Origin of the sequence: Geodermatophilus sp. DSM 44513, assembly GCF_032460525.1 — a bacterium.
Classification (GTDB): domain Bacteria; phylum Actinomycetota; class Actinomycetes; order Mycobacteriales; family Geodermatophilaceae; genus Geodermatophilus.
Map to the genome: position 1 here is coordinate 1,952,306 of NZ_CP135963.1, position 20,293 is coordinate 1,972,598.

At 77.1% G+C, this 20,293-nt stretch carries 20 protein-coding genes; 17 read left to right on the plus strand and 3 right to left on the minus strand.

The features are described from left to right. Positions 1-29: 29 nt before the first annotated feature. The 4 genes from coaBC (at position 30) to RTG05_RS09510 (ending at position 5,522) form a co-directional block, all read left to right on the plus strand. On the plus strand, positions 30-1,259 hold the full coding sequence (coaBC, locus tag RTG05_RS09495) for a bifunctional phosphopantothenoylcysteine decarboxylase/phosphopantothenate--cysteine ligase CoaBC (protein ID WP_166528429.1): 1,230 nt from the start codon (positions 30-32) through the stop codon (positions 1,257-1,259). Positions 1,260-1,384: 125 nt separating this feature from the next. Next, positions 1,385-2,581 (plus strand): methionine adenosyltransferase, encoded by a 1,197-nt coding sequence (gene metK, locus RTG05_RS09500; protein WP_166528430.1) that lies wholly within the window; start codon positions 1,385-1,387, stop codon positions 2,579-2,581. Positions 2,582-2,687: 106 nt separating this feature from the next. Then, entirely contained in the window at positions 2,688-4,643 is a 1,956-nt protein-coding gene (locus tag RTG05_RS09505; protein WP_166528431.1) for a primosomal protein N', read from the plus strand. 162 nt (positions 4,644-4,805) lie between these two features. Further along, entirely contained in the window at positions 4,806-5,522 is a 717-nt protein-coding gene (locus RTG05_RS09510; RefSeq protein ID WP_166528432.1) for a hypothetical protein, read from the plus strand. A 105-nt stretch (positions 5,523-5,627) separates the two neighbouring features. On the opposite strand, the gene RTG05_RS09515 is transcribed toward RTG05_RS09510, so the two are convergent. Then, positions 5,628-6,122, minus strand: a complete 495-nt coding sequence (locus RTG05_RS09515) for a hypothetical protein (RefSeq protein WP_166528433.1) — start codon at positions 6,120-6,122, stop codon at positions 5,628-5,630. Between the two features lie 75 nt (positions 6,123-6,197). Here RTG05_RS09515 and def point away from each other — a divergent pair, with 75 nt between their 5' ends. From def to RTG05_RS09530, 3 genes are read left to right on the plus strand one after another with little or no spacing between them, the layout of a single operon-like run. Then, positions 6,198-6,731 (plus strand): peptide deformylase, encoded by a 534-nt coding sequence (gene def, locus RTG05_RS09520; RefSeq protein WP_166528434.1) that lies wholly within the window; start codon positions 6,198-6,200, stop codon positions 6,729-6,731. Then, positions 6,680-7,663: a methionyl-tRNA formyltransferase gene (gene fmt, locus RTG05_RS09525; protein ID WP_315912494.1), complete on the plus strand. Its 984-nt coding sequence runs from the start codon at positions 6,680-6,682 to the stop codon at positions 7,661-7,663. The genes def and fmt overlap by 52 nt, the downstream gene beginning before the upstream one ends. After that, the gene (locus tag RTG05_RS09530) at positions 7,660-9,045 is read left to right on the plus strand and encodes an RsmB/NOP family class I SAM-dependent RNA methyltransferase (protein WP_208104880.1); all 1,386 of its coding nucleotides are present in this window, start codon (positions 7,660-7,662) and stop codon (positions 9,043-9,045) included. The genes fmt and RTG05_RS09530 overlap by 4 nt, the downstream gene beginning before the upstream one ends. Before the next feature lie 47 nt (positions 9,046-9,092). On the opposite strand, the gene RTG05_RS09535 is transcribed toward RTG05_RS09530, so the two are convergent. Further along, the gene (locus RTG05_RS09535) at positions 9,093-9,731 is read right to left on the minus strand and encodes a GPP34 family phosphoprotein (protein WP_166528435.1); all 639 of its coding nucleotides are present in this window, start codon (positions 9,729-9,731) and stop codon (positions 9,093-9,095) included. Positions 9,732-9,820: 89 nt separating this feature from the next. Between RTG05_RS09535 and rpe the strand changes: the two genes are divergently transcribed. The 7 genes from rpe (at position 9,821) to hisG (ending at position 15,243) form a co-directional block, all read left to right on the plus strand. Next, a complete protein-coding gene (rpe, locus tag RTG05_RS09540; protein WP_208104881.1) occupies positions 9,821-10,495 on the plus strand; it encodes a ribulose-phosphate 3-epimerase in 675 nt (224 codons plus the stop codon). After that, positions 10,492-11,568: a bifunctional diaminohydroxyphosphoribosylaminopyrimidine deaminase/5-amino-6-(5-phosphoribosylamino)uracil reductase RibD gene (ribD, locus tag RTG05_RS09545; protein ID WP_315912495.1), complete on the plus strand. Its 1,077-nt coding sequence runs from the start codon at positions 10,492-10,494 to the stop codon at positions 11,566-11,568. The genes rpe and ribD overlap by 4 nt, the downstream gene beginning before the upstream one ends. A 2-nt stretch (positions 11,569-11,570) precedes the next feature. Continuing rightward, positions 11,571-12,206: a riboflavin synthase gene (locus RTG05_RS09550; RefSeq protein WP_166528436.1), complete on the plus strand. Its 636-nt coding sequence runs from the start codon at positions 11,571-11,573 to the stop codon at positions 12,204-12,206. After that, a complete protein-coding gene (locus tag RTG05_RS09555; RefSeq protein WP_166528437.1) occupies positions 12,203-13,507 on the plus strand; it encodes a bifunctional 3,4-dihydroxy-2-butanone-4-phosphate synthase/GTP cyclohydrolase II in 1,305 nt (434 codons plus the stop codon). Before RTG05_RS09550 ends, RTG05_RS09555 begins: the two co-directional genes overlap by 4 nt. Further along, positions 13,504-14,028 (plus strand): 6,7-dimethyl-8-ribityllumazine synthase, encoded by a 525-nt coding sequence (ribH, locus tag RTG05_RS09560; RefSeq protein WP_166528438.1) that lies wholly within the window; start codon positions 13,504-13,506, stop codon positions 14,026-14,028. The genes RTG05_RS09555 and ribH overlap by 4 nt, the downstream gene beginning before the upstream one ends. Beyond that, positions 14,025-14,288 carry a phosphoribosyl-ATP diphosphatase gene (locus tag RTG05_RS09565; protein ID WP_166528439.1) on the plus strand — a complete coding sequence of 88 codons (264 nt, stop codon included), beginning with the start codon at positions 14,025-14,027 and terminating at the stop codon, positions 14,286-14,288. Before ribH ends, RTG05_RS09565 begins: the two co-directional genes overlap by 4 nt. 88 nt (positions 14,289-14,376) lie before the next feature. Continuing rightward, positions 14,377-15,243 carry an ATP phosphoribosyltransferase gene (gene hisG, locus RTG05_RS09570; RefSeq protein WP_166528440.1) on the plus strand — a complete coding sequence of 289 codons (867 nt, stop codon included), beginning with the start codon at positions 14,377-14,379 and terminating at the stop codon, positions 15,241-15,243. Between the two features lie 173 nt (positions 15,244-15,416). Here hisG and RTG05_RS09575 read toward each other — a convergent pair whose 3' ends face one another. Then, the gene (locus RTG05_RS09575) at positions 15,417-16,424 is read right to left on the minus strand and encodes an oxamate carbamoyltransferase subunit AllH family protein (protein WP_315912496.1); all 1,008 of its coding nucleotides are present in this window, start codon (positions 16,422-16,424) and stop codon (positions 15,417-15,419) included. Between the two features lie 276 nt (positions 16,425-16,700). On the opposite strand from RTG05_RS09575, the gene RTG05_RS09580 reads away from it, so the two are divergent. From RTG05_RS09580 to RTG05_RS09590, 3 genes are all read left to right on the plus strand, one after another. Continuing rightward, positions 16,701-18,644, plus strand: coding sequence for a helix-turn-helix domain-containing protein (locus RTG05_RS09580; RefSeq protein WP_315912497.1), 1,944 nt, complete (start codon positions 16,701-16,703; stop codon positions 18,642-18,644). Positions 18,645-18,650: 6 nt separating this feature from the next. Then, positions 18,651-19,394, plus strand: coding sequence for a DUF5995 family protein (locus RTG05_RS09585; RefSeq protein WP_166528441.1), 744 nt, complete (start codon positions 18,651-18,653; stop codon positions 19,392-19,394). Between the two features lie 80 nt (positions 19,395-19,474). Then, entirely contained in the window at positions 19,475-20,233 is a 759-nt protein-coding gene (locus RTG05_RS09590; protein ID WP_166528442.1) for an SDR family NAD(P)-dependent oxidoreductase, read from the plus strand. Positions 20,234-20,293 lie beyond the last annotated feature (60 nt).

Below are 20,293 nucleotides of genomic sequence, written 5' to 3' on the forward strand. Positions count from 1 at the left end.
CCAGGCCCCTGGCACAGGACGATGACTGAGTGAGCCGGATCGTGCTGGGCGTCGCTGGGGGCGTGGCCGCGTACAAGGCCGCGCTGCTGGTGCGCGCGTTCACCGAGTCCGGGCACGAGGTCCGCGTCGTCCCGACGCAGGCCGCCCTGCACTTCGTGGGTGCGGCGACCTTCGAGGCGCTGTCGGGCCACCCGGTCACCACCGACGTCTGGAGCGACGTCGACGAGGTCGCCCACGTCCGCATCGGGCAGACCGCCGACCTCGTCGTCGTCGCCCCGGCCACCGCGGACCTGCTCGCCCGCGCCGCCGCCGGCCGCGCCGACGACCTGCTCACCGCCACGCTGCTCACCGCGCACTGCCCGGTGCTGTTCGCCCCGGCCATGCACACCGAGATGTGGCGGCACCCGGCCACCCAGGACAACGTCGCCACGCTGCGCCGCCGCGGCGCGCTCGTCCTGCCGCCCGCGGTCGGCCGGCTCACCGGCCCGGACTCCGGGCCCGGCCGGCTGCCCGAGCCCGGCGACATCGCCGCGCTGGCCTCCGTCGTGCTCGCCGCCTGCCCGGCCGCGCTGACCGCCGACCTCGCCGGCCGGCGCGTCGTCGTCAGCGCCGGCGGCACCCGCGAGCCGCTGGACCCGGTCCGCTACCTCGGCAACCGCTCCTCCGGCCGGCAGGGCTGGGCGCTGGCCCGGGTCGCCGCCGCCCGGGGCGCTGAGGTGGTCCTGGTGGCGGCCAACGTGGAGCAGCCGGCGCCGTTCGGCGTCCGCATGGTCCCGGTGGGCAGCGCCGAGGAGCTGCGGACGGCGGTGCTCGCCGAGGCGTCGGGCGGGCGGGGCGAGGACGCAGCCGACGTCGTCGTGATGGCCGCCGCGGTCGCCGACTTCCGCCCGGCCGCCGTCGCCGCCACCAAGCTGAAGAAGGACAGCGCCACCGAGCCGGCCGCCGTCCCGCTGGTGCGCAACCCCGACGTGCTCGCCGAACTCGTCACGAAGCGGCCGCCCGGCCAGCTGGTGGTCGGCTTCGCCGCCGAGACCGGGGACGACGACGCCGACGTGCTCACCCACGCCCGGGCCAAGCTCGCCCGCAAGGGCTGCGACCTGCTCGTGGTCAACGACGTCTCGCAGGGCCGGGTGTTCGGCCGGGCCGACAACGCCGCCGTCGTCCTGGCCGCCGACGGCAGCGCCACCGAGCTGCCCGAGGGCAGCAAGGACGCCGTCGCCGCCGGCATCTGGGACGTCGTCCGCCCCCGCCTGGGCTGAGCCGGGCGCCCCTGAGGTGTCGGCCGCCGTCCGCCCGCGCGTCGGGGGCCGCCGGTAACGTGCACCCGACGGGACGCCCACGCCCGGGTGTCCACCCCGCCGTCCCCGACCCCAGGGAGTACCCCGTGTCACGCCGCCTCTTCACGTCCGAGTCGGTGACCGAGGGGCACCCGGACAAGATCGCCGACCAGATCAGCGACTCGATCCTCGACGCGATGCTGGCGCAGGACCCGCGCAGCCGGGTGGCGGTGGAGACGATGATCACCACCGGCCAGGTGCACATCGCCGGTGAGGTGACCACCGCCGGCTACGTCGACATCGCCGACATCGTGCGCCGGACCGTCCTCGGCATCGGTTACGACTCCTCCCGCAAGGGCTTCGACGGCGCCTCCTGCGGGGTCAGCGTCTCCATCGGCGCGCAGTCCCCGGACATCGCCCAGGGCGTCGACACCGCCTACGAGGCGCGCACCGCGGGCACTGCGGAGGACGACATCGAGCGCCAGGGCGCCGGCGACCAGGGCCTGATGTTCGGCTACGCGACCGACGAGACCCCCGAGCTCATGCCGCTGCCCATCGCGCTGGCCCACCGGCTGTCCCGCCGGCTGTCCGCGGTCCGCAAGGACGGCTCGGTGCCCTACCTGCGCCCCGACGGCAAGACGCAGGTCACCGTCGTCTACGAGGACGACCGGCCGGTCGCGGTCGACACGGTGGTCGTCTCCTCCCAGCACGCCGAGGACATCTCCATCGAGACCCTGCTCACCCCCGACGTCCAGGAGCTGGTCGTCGAGCCCGAGCTCGCCGCCCTCGGCCTGCCCACGGACGGCTACCGGCTGCTGGTCAACCCGACCGGCAAGTTCGTCATCGGCGGCCCCATGGGGGACGCCGGGCTGACCGGCCGCAAGATCATCGTCGACACCTACGGCGGCATGGCCCGCCACGGCGGCGGGGCCTTCTCCGGCAAGGACCCCTCCAAGGTCGACCGCTCCGGCGCCTACGCCATGCGCTGGGTGGCCAAGAACGTCGTCGCCGCCGGGCTGGCCCGTCGCTGCGAGGTGCAGGTGGCCTACGCGATCGGCGCGGCGCACCCGGTCGGGCTGTTCGTGGAGACCTTCGGCACCGGCTCGGTCGGCGACGAGGAGCTGGAGAAGGCGATCGGCTCGGTGTTCGACCTGCGCCCCGGCGCGATCGTGCGCGACCTGGACCTGCTGCGCCCCATCTACGCCCCGACCGCCGCCTACGGCCACTTCGGCCGCACCGACGTCGAGCTGCCCTGGGAGCGCCTGGACCGGGTGGACGCGCTGCGCTCGGCCGCCGGGGTCTAGCGCAGCCGCAGCGTCGTACCCGGCGAGGAGACTGCGGGGACCGCCCGCCCCGAACGGAGACCCCCTGACGTCAGCACCGCCTCCCGGCGACCCGGGCCACCCACGTGTGGCCCGGGTCGTCGTCGACGTGCCCCTGGCGCACCTGGACCGGACCTTCGACTACGCGGTGCCGGACACCATGGTCGACGACGTCCGCGCCGGCTGCCGGGTGCGGGTGCGCTTCGCCGGGCAGCTGGTCGACGGCTTCGTCGTCGAGCTGGGCGAGGACACCGAGCACGGCGGGCGGCTGGCGCCGCTGGCCAAGGTGGTCTCCGGTGAGCCGGTGCTCACCCCCGAGGTCCTCGCGCTGGCCCGCGCGGTGGCCGAGCGCTGGGGCGGCACCGTCACCGACGTGCTGCGGCTGGCCGTGCCACCCCGCCGGGCCGCCGCGGAGAAGCGCCCGCCGGCCGAGCCGCCCCCGCCGCCGGAGCCACCGGACCCGGCCGGCTTCGCCCGGTACCCGACCGGCCCGGCGCTGCTGACCGCCGTCGCCGAGGGCCGCCCGGCCCGCGCGGTGTGGACCGCGCTGCCCGGGGAGGACTGGCCGGCCCGGCTGGCGGAGCTGTGCCGGGCGGCGCTGTCCGGTGGCCGCGGCGCCCTGGTCGTGACCCCCGACGGGCGCGACCTCGACCGGCTGGCCGCCGCCGCACAGGCCCGGCTGCCGGCGGGCTCGGTCGTCGTGCTGCGCGCCGACGCCGCCCCCGACGCCCGCTACCGGCGCTTCCTGGACGCCGCCCGCGGCACCGCGAAGGTGGTGCTCGGCACCCGCGCCGCGGTCTACGCGCCGGTCGCGGACCTCGGCCTGGTGGCCATCTGGGACGACGGCGACGACCTGCACGCCGAGCCGCGCGCCCCCTACGCGCACGCCCGCGACGTGCTGGTGCACCGCGCCCACCTCGCCTCCTGCGCGGCCGTCGTGGCGGCCACCGCGCGCACCGCCGAGGCGCAGCTGCTGGTCGACAGCGGCTGGGCCCGCGAGCTGGTCGCCGACCGGGCCACCCTGCGGGCCGCGGCCCCCCGGGTGCAGGCCCTCGGCGCGGACGCCGAGCTGGCCCGCGACCCGGCCGCCCGCACCGCCCGGCTGCCCAGCCTGACCCACCGCGTCGCCCGGGAGGCCCTGGCCGCCGGCGCGCCGGTGCTCGTGCAGGTGCCGCGGGCGGGCTACGCGCCCGGGCTGGCCTGCGACCGCTGCCGGGCACCGGCCCGCTGCGCGGCCTGCGCCGGGCCCCTGGGCATCGCGGCGGCGCCGGGCCCCGGCGGGTCGCGGGTGCCGGCCTGCCGGTGGTGCGCCCGGCCCGCGGCCACCTTCGACTGCCCCTCCTGCCACGGCACGAAGCTGCGCGCCTCCGTCGTCGGGTCGGCACGCACCGCGGAGGAGCTCGGGCGGGCCTTCCCCGGAGCCGCGGTACGGGTGTCCGGCCGCGGCACGGGGGTGCTGGCGGAGGTGCCCCCCGGCCCGGCGCTGGTCGTCGCCACCCCCGGCGCCGAGCCGGTCGCCGAGGGCGGGTACGGCGCGGCGCTGCTGCTGGACTCCTGGGCGCTGCTGGGGCGCGCCGACCTGCGGGCGGGGGAGGAGACGCTGCGCCGCTGGGTGAACGCCGCGGCGCTGGTCCGCCCCGCCTCGGCCGGCGGCCAGGTGGTGGTCGCCGCCGACGCCGCGCACGCCGTCGTCCAGGCCCTGGTGCGCTGGGACCCGGGGTGGCTGGCCGCCCGCGAGCTGGCCGACCGCCGCGAGCTCGGATTCCCCCCGGCCACGCGGATGGCAGCGCTGTCCGGGACGCCACCGGCGCTGGCGGAGTTCCTGCAGGCCGCGCGGCTGCCGGCCGCCGCCGACGTGCTGGGCCCGGTGCCCGAACCGCCGCGGCCCGGTCAGGACGGGGACCGGGAGCGGTACCTGGTGCGGGTGCCGCGCGGGGAGGGCGCGGCGCTGGCGCACGCGCTGGCGCAGGTGCAGGGCGTGCGCAGCGCGAAGAAAACGCGCGAGCACGTCCGCGTGCAGCTGGACCCCCTCGACCTGGTGTGACGCAGCCTGGGGTCGCTGTGACGAGGGCGACGTCGCACACCGCGTTTACGGCGTAAGCAGCCGCGGGTAGACGTGCCCGGCCCCCGGTCGGGGGCCCGCGAGGGGACGCCGGGGCACCGCCCGAGGCGCCGCGCGGACGAGCTGATCCCGAGGAGCACCTGAGTGAGTGAGTCGCGCACGCCGTCGACCGGCCCCGGCCAGCAGCGCGGGGCCACGCCCGTGGGTGGCGACACCGGCGGCGGCGGACGACGCCGGGGCCTGCTGGTCGGCGCGCTGCTGGTGGCCGCACTGGTCGTCCTGGCCCTGCTGCTGAGCCAGTGCAGCGGCACCGACCCGCAGGCCGGCCCGGACCCTGCCGCACGGACGTCCCAGGGCAGCGCGGCGGCGAGCTCGTCGTCGGCGGCCCCGTCCTCCTCCGCGGGGTCCTCCGCCGGGTCCTCGGCCGGCTCGTCGAGCACCCCGTCGTCCCCGGGCTCGGCGGCCCCGTCGGACGCCGCCGGCGGTCCGGTCCTCACCGACGACGGGCAGCCGGTGTTGCCGCTGGCCGCCGGCGCGGACGCGGCCACGGCCCTGGGCGGTCTGGCCGGCCGGCCGGTGACCGCGACGGGCGCCCGGGTGCTGTCGGTGCCGGCCGACGAGGGGTTCTGGCTCGGCACGTCGGAGACCGAGCGGGTGTGGGTCGAGCTGACCGGCGAGGCCGGCGAGTCGCCCTACCAGGTGCAGGAGGGGGACCTGGTGGACTTCGAGGGCACCGTGGTCACCCACGACGCGACCTTCCCCGGGCAGGCCGGTGTCGACGAGGCCGAGGGCGCCGCCCAGCTGGCCGAGCAGGGGGCGCACCTGACCGCGGCCAAGTCCGCCGTCCGCCTCTCCGCCTGAAAGAGGACCTCCCTGCAGGGTCCCGGGCCTCGCAGGCTCGGCCCGGGACCCTGCAGGGAGGCCGGCACGGGCCGGGTCCGCAACCGCGGGCCCGGCCGGTGCCGTTCAGTCCCGCATCTGCTCCAGCAGCTCGGCCAGCTCGTCGTCCAGCCCGGCGGTGGACCGGTCCTGGGCGATCCGGGCCTGCGCCCGGCGCCACCACACCGGTGCGGTCGACAGGGCCGTGGCCACGCCCACCCCGACCCCGAGCAGCAGGTGGGGGTGGGCGTGGCCACGGCGGCGCAGCGCCCGGCTGACCGGACCGTCGGCCGCCGTGGCCAGCAGGCCCCAGCCGGTGGTCACCACCGCCTGGGCGAGCCGGGCGGTCTGGTCGTGGGGCTCGTCGGGGAGCGGGGGCAGCCCCCGCAGCGCCCGACGCAGCGTGGGCAGCTCGCGCCAGACGGTTACCCCTGCCACGGCCGTGAGGATCCCGGCGTAGACGCGGGCGCGGGCCCACGAGCGGGCAGGCAGCTCCATGGCCGCCTCCGCGCTCCCGACCACGAGGCCGTCGAGGACGGCGCTGGCGACCGCTCGGACCCGGTGCGACGTGGCTGAGGCCATGCCTCACGGTAGCCAGGTCACCCCGCCCGGCGCCGCACGAACAGGGGTCGCGGAGGGTGCTCCTAGGATCGTCCGGTGAGCGTGACCCCGATCCGGCTGATGGGCGACCCGGTGCTGCGCACCCCGGCCGCCCCGGTCGTCGACTTCGACCTCGAGCTGCGCCGGCTGGTCGCCGACCTCACCGACACCATGTTCGCCGCGGGGGGTGCCGGCCTAGCCGCCCCGCAGATCGGCGTCGGCCTGCGGGTGTTCACCTGGTTCGTCGACGGGGAGGTCGGCCACCTGGTCAACCCGGAGGTGGCGCTGGTGGGGGAGGAGACCGAGGAGGGCCCGGAGGGCTGCCTGTCCATCCCCGGGTACACCTTCGACTGCCGCCGGCACCTGTACGTCGCCGCCACCGGCGTCGACCTGCACGGGGAGCCGCTGCGCGTCGAGGGCTCGCACCTGCTGGCCCGCGCGGTGCAGCACGAGGTCGACCACCTCGACGGCGTGCTGTTCGTCGACCGGCTGGACGCCGAGGCGCGCGCCGCCGCGCTGGCCGCGATCGGCGAGGCGGAGTGGGTCGGCGCCGGTGCCTGGGTGCCGCGCGTCGAGGTGAGTCCCCACTGAGGCTGCTCTTCGCGGGGACGCCGCAGGTCGCCGTCCCCTCCCTGGAACTGCTGCTGGCCTCCGGCCACGAGGTGGTGGCCGTGCTGACCCGGCCCGACGCGCGCTCCGGCCGCGGCCGGCGGGTCAGCCGGTCACCGGTCGCCGAGCGCGCCGACGCCGCCGGCGTGCCGGTGCTCACGCCCCGCTCGCCACGGGACCCGGAGTTCCTCGCCCGACTGGCCGACCTCGCCGTCGACTGCGCGCCCGTGGTGGCCTACGGCGCCCTCGTCCCGGCCGCGGCGCTGGCGGTGCCGCGGTTCGGCTGGGTCAACCTGCACTTCTCGCTGCTGCCGGCCTGGCGCGGCGCCGCGCCGGTGCAGCACGCGGTCATGGCCGGCGACGAGGTCACCGGCGCCTGCACCTTCCAGCTCGAGGAGGGCCTGGACACCGGCCCGGTGTACGGCCTGGTCACCGAGCCGATCGGGCCCCGGGACACCGCCGGGGACCTGCTGGCCCGGCTCGCGGTGAGCGGCGCCCGGCTGCTGGTGAGCACCCTGGACGGCATCGCCGACGGCACCCTGGAGCCCCGGCCGCAGCCGGCCGAGGGCGTGAGCCTGGCGCCGCGGCTGGAGCCGGCCGACGCCCGCGTGGACTGGTCGCTGCCCGCCCACGTGGTCGACCGCCGGGTCCGCGGGACCACCCCGGCACCGGGTGCGTGGACGACGTGGCGCGGCGAGCGGCTGCGGCTGGGCCCGGTCGAGCCGCTGCCCTCCTCCCTCGGCCTGGCGCCGGGCGAGCTGTCCGTCGGGCCCACCGGCGTCCTCGTGGGCACCGGCCGCGGCGCCGTCCGGCTCGGCGAGGTGCAACCGGCCGGCAAGCGCGTGCTGCCCGCCCCCGACTGGGCCCGCGGGGCGCGCCCCGCGCCGGGCGAGCGGCTCGGCGAGGTCCGGTGAGCGCCCCGCGCCGCGGCGGCCGCCGGCCGCCGTCCCGCCGGCACCGGTCCACCCTGGACGGCGCCCGGCTGACCGCCTATGACGTCCTGGACGGCGTCACGAGCCGGGCCGCCTACGCCAACCTGCTGCTGCCTCAGCTGCTGCGCGAGCGGGCCGCCGACCTCGGTGGGCGCGACGCCGCCTTCGCCACCCAGCTGGCCTACGGTGCGCTGCGCGCCACCGGCACCCTCGACGCGGTGCTCGGCACCCTGGTGTCCCGGCCGCTGGCCGAGCTGGACCCGCGGGTGCTGGACCTGCTGCGGCTGGGCGCCTACCAGCTGCTGGACCTCCGCGTGCCCGCGCACGCCGCCGTGGACACCACCGTGGCGCTCACCCGGGCGATCGTCGGCACCGGTCCCTCCGGGCTGGTGAACGCGGTGCTGCGCAAGGTCGCCGCCGGCGGGGACCGGGCGGCCTGGGTCGAACGGCTCGGCGGGGACGGCGACCAGCGGCTGGCCCTGGCCACCGACCACCCGCAGTGGGTGATCGAGGCGTGGCGGGACGCGCTGGGCCCGGACGCCGCCGAGCTGGAGCCCGCGCTGCTCGCCGACGGCGGCGCCCCCGAGGTGCACCTGGTCGCCCGCCGGGTGCCGCGCGAGCAGCTGGTGGCCGAGTCCGGCGGGCAGCCGGGGCCGTGGTCGCCGTACGCCGTCCGGCTCGGCGGCGGGGACCCGGCGCGCGTGCCGTCGGTGCGCGACGGCCGGGCCGCGGTGCAGGACGAGGGCAGCCAGCTGGCGGCGCTGCTGCTGGCCCGCGCCCCGCTTGAGGGCCCGGACGGCGCATGGCTGGACGTCTGCGCCGGCCCCGGCGGCAAGACCGGGCTGCTGGCCGCCGTCCGGCCGGCGGGGGTGCGGATCACCGCTGCCGACCGGGCGGCGCACCGGGCCGACCTGGTCCGGCAGGCGCTGCGCGAGGAGGCCGACGTCGAGGTGGTCGTCGCCGACGGCCGGACGCCGCCGTGGCCGGCGGGCTCCTTCGACCGCGTGCTGCTGGACGCGCCGTGCACCGGCCTGGGGGCGCTGCGCCGCCGTCCCGAGGTGCGGTGGCGGCGGACCCCGGAGGACGTCGCCCCGCTCGCGGCACTGCAGGCGGCGCTGCTGGACGGCGCGCTGGCCTCAGTGCGCCCCGGCGGCGTGGTCGCCTACGTGACCTGCTCGCCGCACACCGACGAGACCGTCGCCGTGGTCGGCGCCGCGGCCGGCCGGGACGACGTCGAGGTGCTGCCGGTCGCGCCGCTGTTCCCCGAGGTGCCGGGCATCGCGCGCGGGGACCACGGGCAGCTGTGGCCGCACCGGCACGGCACCGACGCGATGTTCATGGCGCTGCTCCGCCGCAGCCGCTGAGCCCGTCCACCGCGCACACCGGCCATGAGCGGGGACCGGCGCGCCGGTCAGTGGTAGGGGACGGACCCGCCGTCGGCGGCACCGGCGGAGCGCAGGTTGGCCCGGTGTGCCCGCTCGAGGTGCGTGGTGACCGCCTCGCAGACCCACCGCAGCGGCCCGGTGGGCGCGAGCTCCGCCTCGACGATCGGTTCCGGCCGGCCGTACGCGCCGCACGCCAGCCCGAGGACGACGACGGTGGCGGTCTCCGGCGTCCACGTCCCGTCCGGCCGGTGCGGGTCCCGTGCCCGGTCGGCCGCTGACGCGGCGGAGACGTCCGCGAAGCGGCGGGTGAGCAGCCGTCGGCGCACGGTCCACCGGCCCGAGTCGACGAGGGCTCCGGCCACGTCCGGCATGCCGACCGGACCCACGGCCATCCAGTCGTCCAGCGAGCGCCCCGGCTCGGCCACCATCGCTGCCAGCAGCCGGTCGGCCGGGCCGAAGCCGGTCGGTGTGCCGTCCACCGTCACGCTGTCGTCGCCGTGCACGAGCCGCTCAGCCCGGACCAGGTCGACGAGCAGGGCACCCCGCGCGGCGTCGTCCCACAGGTCGAAGTCCCGCAGCCGGCCCCTGCGGTCCAGGCACCGGGACGCCAGTCGGGCGGCGATGCCGCCGGTCAGGTCGACGCCGTCCGCGACCGTCTCGTCCACGCCGGCAGCGTAGGAGCTCAGGACCGCCGGTCACGGGCACCGACCACGGTCGGGTGACGCCGCTCGGCACGGACCTAGAATCCGCGGACGTGCCCCGCCGCCCGCTGATCGCCCCCAGCCTCCTGTCGGCGGACTTCGCCCGGCTGGGCGAGGAGGCGCAGCGGGTGGCCGAGGCCGACTGGCTGCACTTCGACGTCATGGACGCGCACTTCGTGCCGAACCTGACCTTCGGCCTGCCGGTGATGCAGGCGGTGCGGGCGCAGAGCCCCGTGCCGCTGGACTGCCACCTGATGGTCGAGGCCCCCGAGCGCTGGGCGCCGGGCTACGCCGAGGCCGGCGCGCACAACGTCACCGTGCACGCCGAGGCCTGCAGCGGCGACCCGCGCGCGCTGGCCCGCGACCTGCGCGCCGCCGGGTCGCTGGCCGGCCTGGCACTCAAGCCGGGCACCGACCTCGAGCCCTACCTCGACGTCCTCACCGAGTTCGACACCCTGCTGGTCATGACCGTCGAGCCCGGCTTCGGCGGCCAGGAGTTCATCGCCGAGACGCTGCCCAAGGTGCGCCGCGCGCGGGAGCTGGCCGACACCGGTCACCTCACCCTGCTGGTCGAGGTGGACGGCGGGATCAACGCCGACACCATCGAGCAGGCCGCCGAGGCCGGCGCCGACGTCTTCGTCGCGGGCTCGGCCGTCTACGGCGCCGACGACCCCGCCCGGGCGATCGCCGCCCTGCGCGCCCGGGCGACCGCGGCGCGGCCCGGGTGAGCGTCTCCGCGGCCGAGCTCGCCGCCATGGCCCGCGCCCGCGAGCTGGGCTGGAGCATTCTGGGCACCACCAGCCCGAACCCGGCGGTGGGCGCGGTGGTCCTGGCCCCTGACGGGACGCCGGTGGGAGAGGGCGCGACCGCCCCGCCCGGCGGCCCGCATGCGGAGGTCCGGGCACTCGCACAGGCCGGCGAGCGGGCCCGCGGCGGGACGGCGGTGGTCACCCTCGAGCCGTGCGCGCACACCGGCCGCACCGGCCCGTGCGCGGACGCGCTGCTGGCCGCCGGGGTCGCCCGCGTGGTGGTCGCCGTCCCCGAACCGACCCGGCTGGCCGGGGGAGGGGCACAGCGGCTGCGCGCGGCCGGCGTCGACGTCGTGCTCGGTGTCGAGGAGGCGCAGGCCGCCGAGGGCGCGCTGGGCCCCTGGCTCACCGGTGTCCGCGAGCACCGCCCGCAGGTGGTGTGGAAGGTGGCCGGCACCCTCGACGGGCGGGTCGCCGCCGCCGACGGCAGCAGCCGCTGGGTCACCGGCCCGGAGGCGCGGGCCGCCGTCCACCGGCTGAGGGCCACCTGCGACGCCGTCGTCGTCGGGTCGGGGACCGCGCTGGCCGACGACCCGCAGCTCACCGTCCGCGACGCCGACGGCCGGGACGCCGACCGCCAGCCGCTGCGGGTGGTCCTCGACCGCCGCGGCCGGGTGCCGGCCACGGCGCGGGTGCACGACGGCGCCGCCCCCACCCTGGTCAGCACCGCGGCGACGCCGCGGGCGCTGCTGGACGAGCTGTTCGCCCGCGACGTCCGCCGTGTGCTGCTGGAGGGCGGCCCCACGCTGGCCGCGGCCTTCCTGCGCGACGGGCTGGTCGACGAGGCCGTCGTGCACCTGGCCCCCAAGCTGCTCGGCGCCGGCGCGCCCCTGGTCGGCGACCTGGGAATCTCCGGGATCGGCGCGGCGCTGAGCCTGACGGTCAGCGGCCTCACCCACCTGGGCGGGGACGTGGAGATCCGCCTGCGGCCCACCCGGCACACTGGGGACGGGCGCACCGCGGAGGACCGCGACGCGACCGGAGGGAGTTGATCGTGTTCACCGGCATCGTCGAGGAGGTCGGCGTCCTGCTCGCCCGCGAGGAGCAGCAGGACTCAGCCCGGCTGCGCATCCGGGCCCGCACGGCGCTGGAGGGCGTGGCACTGGGCGACTCGATCGCCGTCAACGGCGTCTGCCTGACCGTGACCAGTGCCGACGGCGAGGAGTGGACGACCGACGTGATGGCCGAGACCCTGCGCCGCAGCAGCATCGGCGCGCTGGGCCCCGGTGACCCGGTCAACCTGGAGCGCGCGGTGACCCCGCAGACCCGCCTCGGCGGGCACCTGGTGCAGGGCCACGTCGACGGCGTGGGCACCGTGCTCACCCGCACCCCCGGCGACCAGTGGGAGGTCGTGCGGATCGCGCTGCCGCCGGAGCTGGCGCGCTACGTCGTCGAGAAGGGCTCCATCACCCTGGACGGCGTCTCGCTCACCGTGAGCGCTGTCAGTGACATCGGGACGGGTGGCGAGGGCGCCGGCACAGCCGACGCCGAGCCGTGGTTCGAGGTCAGCCTCATCCCCACCACCCTGCGCGAGACCACGCTGGGTGCCGTCCCTCCCGGCAGCCCGGTCAACCTGGAGGTCGACGTCATCGCCAAGTACGTGGAGCGCCTGCTGGAGGCCCGCCGGTGAGCGCCCCCGTCCGCTTGGACACCGTCGAGGACGCCATCGCCGCGATCAAGAGCGGCCGGCCCGTGGTCGTGATCGACGACGAGGACCGCGAGAACGAGGGCGACCTGATCTTCGCCTCGGAGCTGGCGACGCCGGAGCTGGTCGCGTTCACGGTCCGCTACACCTCCGGCTACATCTGCGTGGCCGTCACCGAGGCCGACGCCGACCGGCTGGACCTCCCGCCGATGTTCCGGGTCAACCAGGACCGCCGCGGCACCGCCTACACCGTCACCGTCGACGCCCGGGAGGGCGTGACCACCGGCATCTCCGCCGCCGACCGGGCGCACACCATCCGGCTGCTCGCCTCGTCCGACACCGACGCCACCGACCTGGCCCGGCCCGGGCACATCGTGCCGCTGCGGGCCAAGGACGGCGGCGTGCTGCGCCGGCCCGGCCACACCGAGGCCGCCGTCGACCTCGCCGTCCTCGCCGGGCTGCGCCCCTCCGGCACGCTGTGCGAGCTGGTCAGCGAGAAGGACCCGACCGGCATGGCCCGCGGCGAGGAGCTGCGCGTCTTCGCCGACGAGCACGACCTGTGCCTGATCTCCATCGCCGACCTGATCGCCTACCGCAAGCGCTTTGACAAGCTGGTCGAGCGGGAGGCGGAGGCGACCGTGCCGCTGGCCCCGGGCACCTTCACCGCGGTCGGGTACCGCAGCTCCTACGACGAGCGGGAGCACGTCGCGTTCGTCTACGGCGACATCGGCGACGGCGAGGACGTGCTGGTGCGCGTGCACTCCGAGTGCCTCACCGGCGACGTCTTCGGCTCGCTGCGCTGCGACTGCGGCCCGCAGCTGCAGGCGGCGCTGGCCGCGGTCGCCCAGGAGGGCCGCGGCATCGTGCTCTACATCCGGGGCCACGAGGGCCGCGGCATCGGCCTGCTGCACAAGCTGCAGGCCTACCAGCTGCAGGACGCCGGCGTGGACACCGTCGACGCCAACCTCGACCTGGGCCTGCCCGCCGACGCCCGCGACTACGGCACCGGCGCGCAGATCCTCGTCGACCTCGGCGTGCACACGATGCGGCTGCTCACCAACAACCCGGCCAAGCGCGCCGGCCTGGAGGGCTACGGGCTCAAGGTGACCGGCCGGGTGCCGCTGCCCAGCCACGTCACCGCGGAGAACCTGGCCTACCTGCGCACCAAGCGCGACCGGATGGGCCACCTGCTGGACATCATCGAGCCGTCGGCCAGCCTCGAGGACGCGATCGGCACCGTGCCCGGCACCGACGTGCCGCTGCGCCAGGACGAGCAGCCGGTATGAGCGGGCGGGGAGCCCCCGAGGCCGCGGCGGTGGACGCCGCCGGCCTGACGCTGGGCATCGTGGCCACCACCTGGCACGCGGAGCTCACCGGTGCGCTGCTGGACCGCGCGGTCGCCGCGGCCCTCGCCAGCGGCGTGCCCGCGCCCACCGTCGTCCGGGTGCCCGGGGCGGTCGAGCTGCCGGTGGTCGCCCAGGCGCTCACCGAGCGGCACGACGCCGTCGTCGCGCTCGGCGTGGTCATCCGCGGGGGGACGCCGCACTTCGAGTACGTCTGCGACGCGGTCACCGCCGGGCTCACCCGGGTGGCCCTCGACGCGGCCACCCCCGTCGGCAACGGCGTCCTCACCTGCGACACCGAGGAGCAGGCGCGCGAGCGGGCCGGGTTGCCCGGCTCGGCGGAGGACAAGGGCTGGGAGGCGACCACCGCCGCCCTGGCCACCGCGCTGACCCTGCGCGGGCTGCGCGGCCCCGGCCGGCCCACCGGGTTCACCGTCCGGCCGGCCGAGGGGAGCCGCGCGTGAAGACCTTCGACGAGCTGTTCGCCGAGCTGTCGGCCAAGGTCGCCGCCGGTGACCCGGCGTCCGGGACGGTCACCGCCGTCCGCGACGGCGTGCACGCCGCGGGCAAGAAGGTGGTCGAGGAGGCCGCCGAGTCCTGGATGGCCGCCGAGCACGAGGGCCCCGAGCGCACCGCCGAGGAGATCAGCCAGCTGCTCTACCGGGTGCAGGTGCTCATGCTGGCCCGCGGCCTGACGCTCGACGACGTCTACACCCACCTGTGAAGGACCCTCGCGCCCCCACGGCACGCTCCGCGCGCCGCGGGACCCTGCGCGAGGGCCGTTCCATCCACCTACCGAAGGAGCCCATCCCGTGCTGCGCATCGCCGTGCCCAACAAGGGGGTCCTGAGCGAGCCGGCCGCCGAGATGCTCACCGAGAGCGGCTACCGGCAGCGGCGCAGCACCAAGGACCTCGCCGTCTACGACCCGGACAACGACACCGAGTTCTTCTACCTGCGACCCCGCGACATCGCCGTCTACGTCGCCGCCGGCACCCTGGACGTCGGCATCACCGGGCGGGACATGCTGCTGGAGACCGCTCCGGCCGACGACGAGGGGGCGGCCGCGGTGGAGGTGATGCCGCTGGGCTTCGGCCGCAGCTCCTTCCGCTTCGCCGCCCCGGTGGGGTCCGGCATCGACGGCGTCGAGCAGCTGGCCGGCAAGCGGATCGCCACCGCCTACCCGGTGCTGCTGCAGCGCCACCTCGACGAGCGCGCCATCCGCGCCTCGGTGGTCAAGCTCGACGGCGCGGTGGAGACCGCCTGCCGGCTCGGCGTCGCCGACGCCGTCTGCGACGTGGTGGAGACCGGGACGACGCTGCGCGCGGCCGGGCTGCAGATCATCGGCGAGTCGGTGCTCACCAGCGAGGCGATCCTGGTGCGGCGGGCCGGCGCGGAGGAGATCCCGGCCGTCGCCCAGCTGCGCCGCCGGCTGCGTGGTGTCCTGGTCGCCCGGCAGTACGTGATGCTCGACTACGACTGCCCCAACGAGCTGCTGGAGAAGGCGACCGCGCTCACGCCGGGCCTGGAGGGCCCCACGGTGAGCCCGCTGCAGACGCCGGGCTGGTCGGCGGTGCGCGCGATGGTCGCCCAGACCGACACCAACCGGGTGATGGACGAGCTGTGGGAGCTCGGCGCCCGCGCCATCCTCGTCACCAGCATCCACGCCTGCCGGCTCTGATCCGGTGACACTGTCGGCCTACCGGCCGACACCGCGGCCAGGTGACCGGAAGGACCTCGGTGCCCCCCACGCCTCGCAGGCTCGGCGCGGGCCCCTGCACCGAGGCCGAACGGCGCTGAGCCTGCCCGCCGGACCGGGATGACCTCCGCGTGGGAGTCACCCGGGCGGCGGGCTCAGCGGCGGGTGGTGCGGTCCACCAGGTCGATCGCGGTGCACAGGCCCAGCGCCATGGCCCGGCCACTGGTGGCGCCGGTGGCCAGCAGCCCGGCGATGGCCGGGGCCAGCGGCCGCTCGCCGACCAGCCCGTGCAGCACCGCGGCGTACTCCGCGCTGACCCGCCCGGCCGCCGCGTGCCGCAGCAGTGCCCGCGACAGCTCGGTGGTCCGGCCGGCGGCCAGCGCGCAGACCGCGGTGGCGAAGCGCCCGGCCGACGGGTGGCCCAGCAGCACCAGGCCGGCCATCGTCCCGGCCATGACGTCGTCCCCGGCCGGGGTGAGCCCCGGGCCCAGGCCGATGAGCCGGGTGGCGGTGCGCAGGGCGGCGTCCAGGTCGGCCCTCCGGACGGCGCCGCGCAGCGCGGCCAGCGGGCCCCCGGGGCCGGCCGGGAGGCCGGGCAGGGTGAACGCGCTGTGCGGGACCCCCTCGCCGTAGAGGGCGTTGCGCAGCAGGCGCACCCCCTCGGGCAGCAGGGCCGGTCGTGGGCTCGGCAGTCGGGGGCGCGGGTCCCACCAGGCGGCGGCGCTGACGGCGAGGTCGCCGACGACGATCCGCCCACCCCCGACCTCGGCCGCGGCGTCCGGCGGCAGGGCGACCAGCGGGCGGCCGTTGCTGGGCCGGAAGAGCACGCAGGCCAGGGGCAGGCGGGCGGCGTCGTTGGTCAGCACGCCGACCACGTCGCCACCGCGGTCGGTGGGCACGTGCAGGTAGACCGCGGCGGGCACGCTGAGCAGCACGCGCGCCGGGCGGACCGGGCCGCGCAGGAGGTCGGCGACCCCGGTGCTCGCCGCGGCGGGCACGGCGGACGCGGCACGGGCGAGGGGAGCGGTGCGCGCGGTGGCCTGGGCCGACTCGCGCGGCAGGGGGATGGTGGGCAGTCCGGACCGCGTGGCGTGGGCGCCCGGGGACGTCCGGGCCCCGGGGCGGCCCCCGCCCGACCCGGCGGTCTCGTCGATGGTGCGCATGGCGACCTCTTCACCCTGGGGAGCACGGGAGGCGCCCGTCGGCTCGAGAACCCCCCGCCCGGCCGCGGTCCACCCGCTGGGGAGGTCGGACGGCACCCTCGGGAGGGAACCGGCCTACCATCCACCGGGCGGAGTGCGACCGGGTCTCGAACCTATGCGGCGCGTCGCACGCCCACGTATGGCGGATGTCGCCAAGAATGGGGTGCCTGGTGCGGGCACTGCTGACAGGGGTCCGCCATCTGGTCGTGGGCAACAACAACTGAGAGGGTGGGTGGCGTGACCCAGGGTGAAGCCTCCCTCGTCGTCCCCACGCTGGGTGAGGGCACCTCGTCCCGGCGTCACCTGTCCGCAGCGGAGGCACCGGTGACCGAGAGCCGCGGCGCACGGCCCACCTGGCAGGAGCGCATGGGCCTGACCCTGGCCGAGGCGCTGCGCCTGCCCGCGCTGGCGGGCACGGAGGTGCTGGCCGGCAGCGGTGGCCTGGACCGGGTCGTCCGCCACGTGGTGGTCGACGACCCCGCAGACCCGCTGGCGGTCGCGGGCCCCGACGTCCTGGTCGTGCTCGGCGCCCGGCTGCCCCCGGCCGACCCGGCCAACTACCGCGCCCTCGTGGAGCGGCTGGACTCCATGGGCACCGCGGCGCTGGCCCACCGCCGCACCGAGGGGCCCCCGCAGGTCCCCGCCGAGGTGCTCGCCGAGGCCGACCGCCGCGGGCTGCCGGTGCTGTCCCTGCCGGCCGACCTGCGGATGGGCGAGGTCGTCTCCGAGGTGCTCGGTGCCGTCGTCGACCGGCAGAGCGAGGCGCTGGCCCTCTCCAACCGCATGCACGACCAGTTCATCGACGTCGCGCTCAGCGGCGGCGGGCTGTCGGAGGTCACCGAGCAACTGGCCGTCTCCCTCGACGGCGTCGCCGTCCTCGGCCTGGGTCCGGACCGGGAGATCGTCACCAGCGCCGGGCCGTCGGCCGACGTCGCGGAGATCAGCGACTGGCTGTGGCTGCTGGACGCCGAGGCCGAGGACGAGATGGCCATGATGGCGCCCTCCCGCCGGCTGTCGGGCCTGCGCGCCGACCAGACCGTGGTCACCCCCGCCGACGTGCTCGCCGACGCCGACCTCTCCCCGGCCGACGGCATCCTGCTCGTCCCCGGCCACCACGAGCTGCCCGGCGGGGTGGGGGAGTACGCGGTCGCCCCGGTGATGGCCGGCGACCAGCGGCACGGCTGGCTGGTCGCCGTCCACCGCAGCGGGCCGATGCTGGTCGGCGCCGGTGCGGTGCTGGAGCGGGCCGCGGTGGTCTCGGCGCTGTCGGTCATCCGCCAGCAGGCCGTGCACTCGGTGGAGCTGCGCTTCCAGGGCGACCTGGTCCGCCGGCTGGTGGCCGGGGCGCTGCGGCACACCGAGCGGGCGCTGGCCCAGACCCGGTCCTTCGGCTGGCGGCTGGACGGCCCGGTCGCCGTCCTGGTGACCGCCACGGAGACCGCCGCCGACCCGCAGGCCGACCCCACCCGCGCCCTCGACGTCCTCGACCGGCTGGCCGACGGCTGGCGGGCGGCCCTGGAGACCGAGGTCTCCGGCGCCGCGGTGGCCGGGCTGTCCACCGAGATCGTCACCCTGCTGCCCCTGGACGGGCGGACGCCGGAGGAGGTCACCTCGCTGGTGGGCGCGGTGACCGGGCGGGTCAACGCGCGGGTGCGCCGCGTCGGGCGGGTGCTGGGCACTGGCATCGGCCGCCCGGCCGGCTCGCTGGCCGCGCTCGGCGAGGCCCACCAGCAGGCCTCCCGGGCCCTCGGCGTCGGCCAGGAGATCCACGGGACCCAGGCGGTCACCCACTTCGACCAGCTCGGGGTGTTCCGGCTGCTGTCGCTCATCCCGGACAGCACCGAGCTGCGCACCTACGTCGACGAGGTGCTCGGCACCCTCGCCGACGCCTCCGACGCCGACTCCGCCGACCTGCGGGAGACCCTGCGGGTGCTGCTGGAGACCAACCTCAACGTCGCGGAGTCCGCCCGCCGGCTGCACTTCCACTACAACACGATGCGCTACCGCATCGGCAAGCTGGAACGGCTGCTCGGGCCCTTCACCACCGACCCGACGCTGCGGCTGAACCTGCTGCTGGCCCTGCACGCGGCGCGGATGCGCGGCCTGGACCAGCCGCACCGCCCGCCGGTGGACGTCGGGCTGACGCTGCCGCCGGACGACGGCCTCGACGCACTGGTCTAGGCGGTCGTGGGCAGGAGTGTCGCCGCGCTGGTGGCCCGCATGGAGGAGGGGCTGGCCGCGCTGGAGGCCGACGGCGACCCCGCCCGCTTCTTCCACGGCGTGTACCTCCGCACCACCGTGGCCGTCGGTGCGGCGATCGACGCGGGCGCCTTCGAGGACCCGGCGTGGGTCGAGGAGTGGGACGTCGACTTCGCCGACCTCTACCTCGACGCGCTCGCCGCCCACCGGCGCGACCCGGCGTCCGCCCCGCGGCCGTGGCAGCTGGCCCTCGGCGCGCGGGCGGAGCTCCCGCCGGAGGCGCACGTGCTGCTCGGCATGAACGCGCACATCAACTACGACCTGCCGCAGTCCCTGGTGCGGGTGATCCCCCCGGCGGAGTTCGACGACCCGGCCGCCTGGGACCTGCGCCGCCGCGACCACGAGCGCATCGACCGGGTGCTGGCCTCCCGGGTCGCCGCCGAGGACGGCGAGCTGCACCGGGCCGGGGGGCGGCGGACCCGGCTGGACCGGACGCTGGCGCCGGTCAACCGCGCCGCCAGCCGGGTGTTCCTCCGCGAGTCCCGGCGCAGGGTGTGGGCCAACGCCGCACGCCTGGACCTCGCTCGCCGCCGCGGACCGGAGGCGTACGCGAGCCGGCTGGCCGACCTGGAGGAGCTCTCCGCGGCCCGGGTCGACGACCTGCTGCGCCCCGGGCCGGTGCTGGTGCGACTGGCCGTCCGTGGCTTCGGCGTCCTGCTGCCCCCGGACTGAGTCCCCGCACTGCCGCGGGCCCGGGCATCGGCCAGGCTGGGGTGACGGCCGCACCGGGTGGCCGCGCGAGGAGGAGACGCATGACCGAGGGTGCCCGTCCGCTGTCCGGGAAGGTCGCGCTGGTCACCGGCGCCTCGTCGGGGATCGGGGAGGCGACCGCGATCGCCCTGGCCGGGGCCGGCGCGGCCGTCGCCATCGGGGCCCGCCGCCGCGACCGGCTGGACGGGCTGGCGGCTGAGCTGACCGGCGACGGCGCGCGGGTGCTGGCACTGGACCTCGACGTCACCGACGAGGCGGCCTGCCGGGACGCCGTCGCCCGCACCCGGGACGAGCTCGGCGGCCTGGACGTCCTGGTCAACAACGCCGGGGTGATGCTGCTCGGCACCATCGTGGGCGCCGACACCGAGGACTGGCGGCGGATGGTGTCCACCAACGTGCTCGGCCTGATGTACATGACCGCCGCCGCGATCGACGGCATGGTCGAGCAGGGGTCCGGCGACGTCGTCAACGTCTCCAGCGTCGCCGGCCGGACCGCCCGGAAGGGCGCCGGGGTCTACAACGCCAGCAAGTGGGCGGTGAACGCCTTCAGCGAGTCACTGCGCCAGGAGGTGACGACGACCGGCGTGCGGGTCTCGCTGGTCGAGCCCGGCGCGGTCACCACCGAGCTGACCTCGCACATCACCCAGCCGGAGGCCAAGGCGGCCTCGGAGCGGATGCACGCGAGCATGCGGCCGCTGCAGGCCGAGGACGTCGCCCGGGCCGTCGTCTACGTGGTCACCCAGCCGCCGCACGTCGCGGTCAACGAGATCCTGGTGCGCCCCACCGACCAGGAGCGCTGAGAGAGGACCCCCTGCCCCCCGCCACTCGCACGCTCGCGGCGGGACCCTGCAGGGGGCCGT

Excerpts from the sequence above, each read along its gene's own strand:
- RTG05_RS09515 (WP_166528433.1), bottom strand. The coding sequence starts at position 6,122 with ATGGCCTCAGCCACGTCGCACCGGGTCCGAGCGGTCGCCAGCGCCGTC.
- ribH (WP_166528438.1), top strand. The coding sequence starts at position 13,504 with ATGAGCGGGCGGGGAGCCCCCGAGGCCGCGGCGGTGGACGCCGCCGGC.
- RTG05_RS09575 (WP_315912496.1), bottom strand. The coding sequence starts at position 16,424 with ATGCGCACCATCGACGAGACCGCCGGGTCGGGCGGGGGCCGCCCCGGG.
- RTG05_RS09590 (WP_166528442.1), top strand. The coding sequence starts at position 19,475 with ATGACCGAGGGTGCCCGTCCGCTGTCCGGGAAGGTCGCGCTGGTCACC.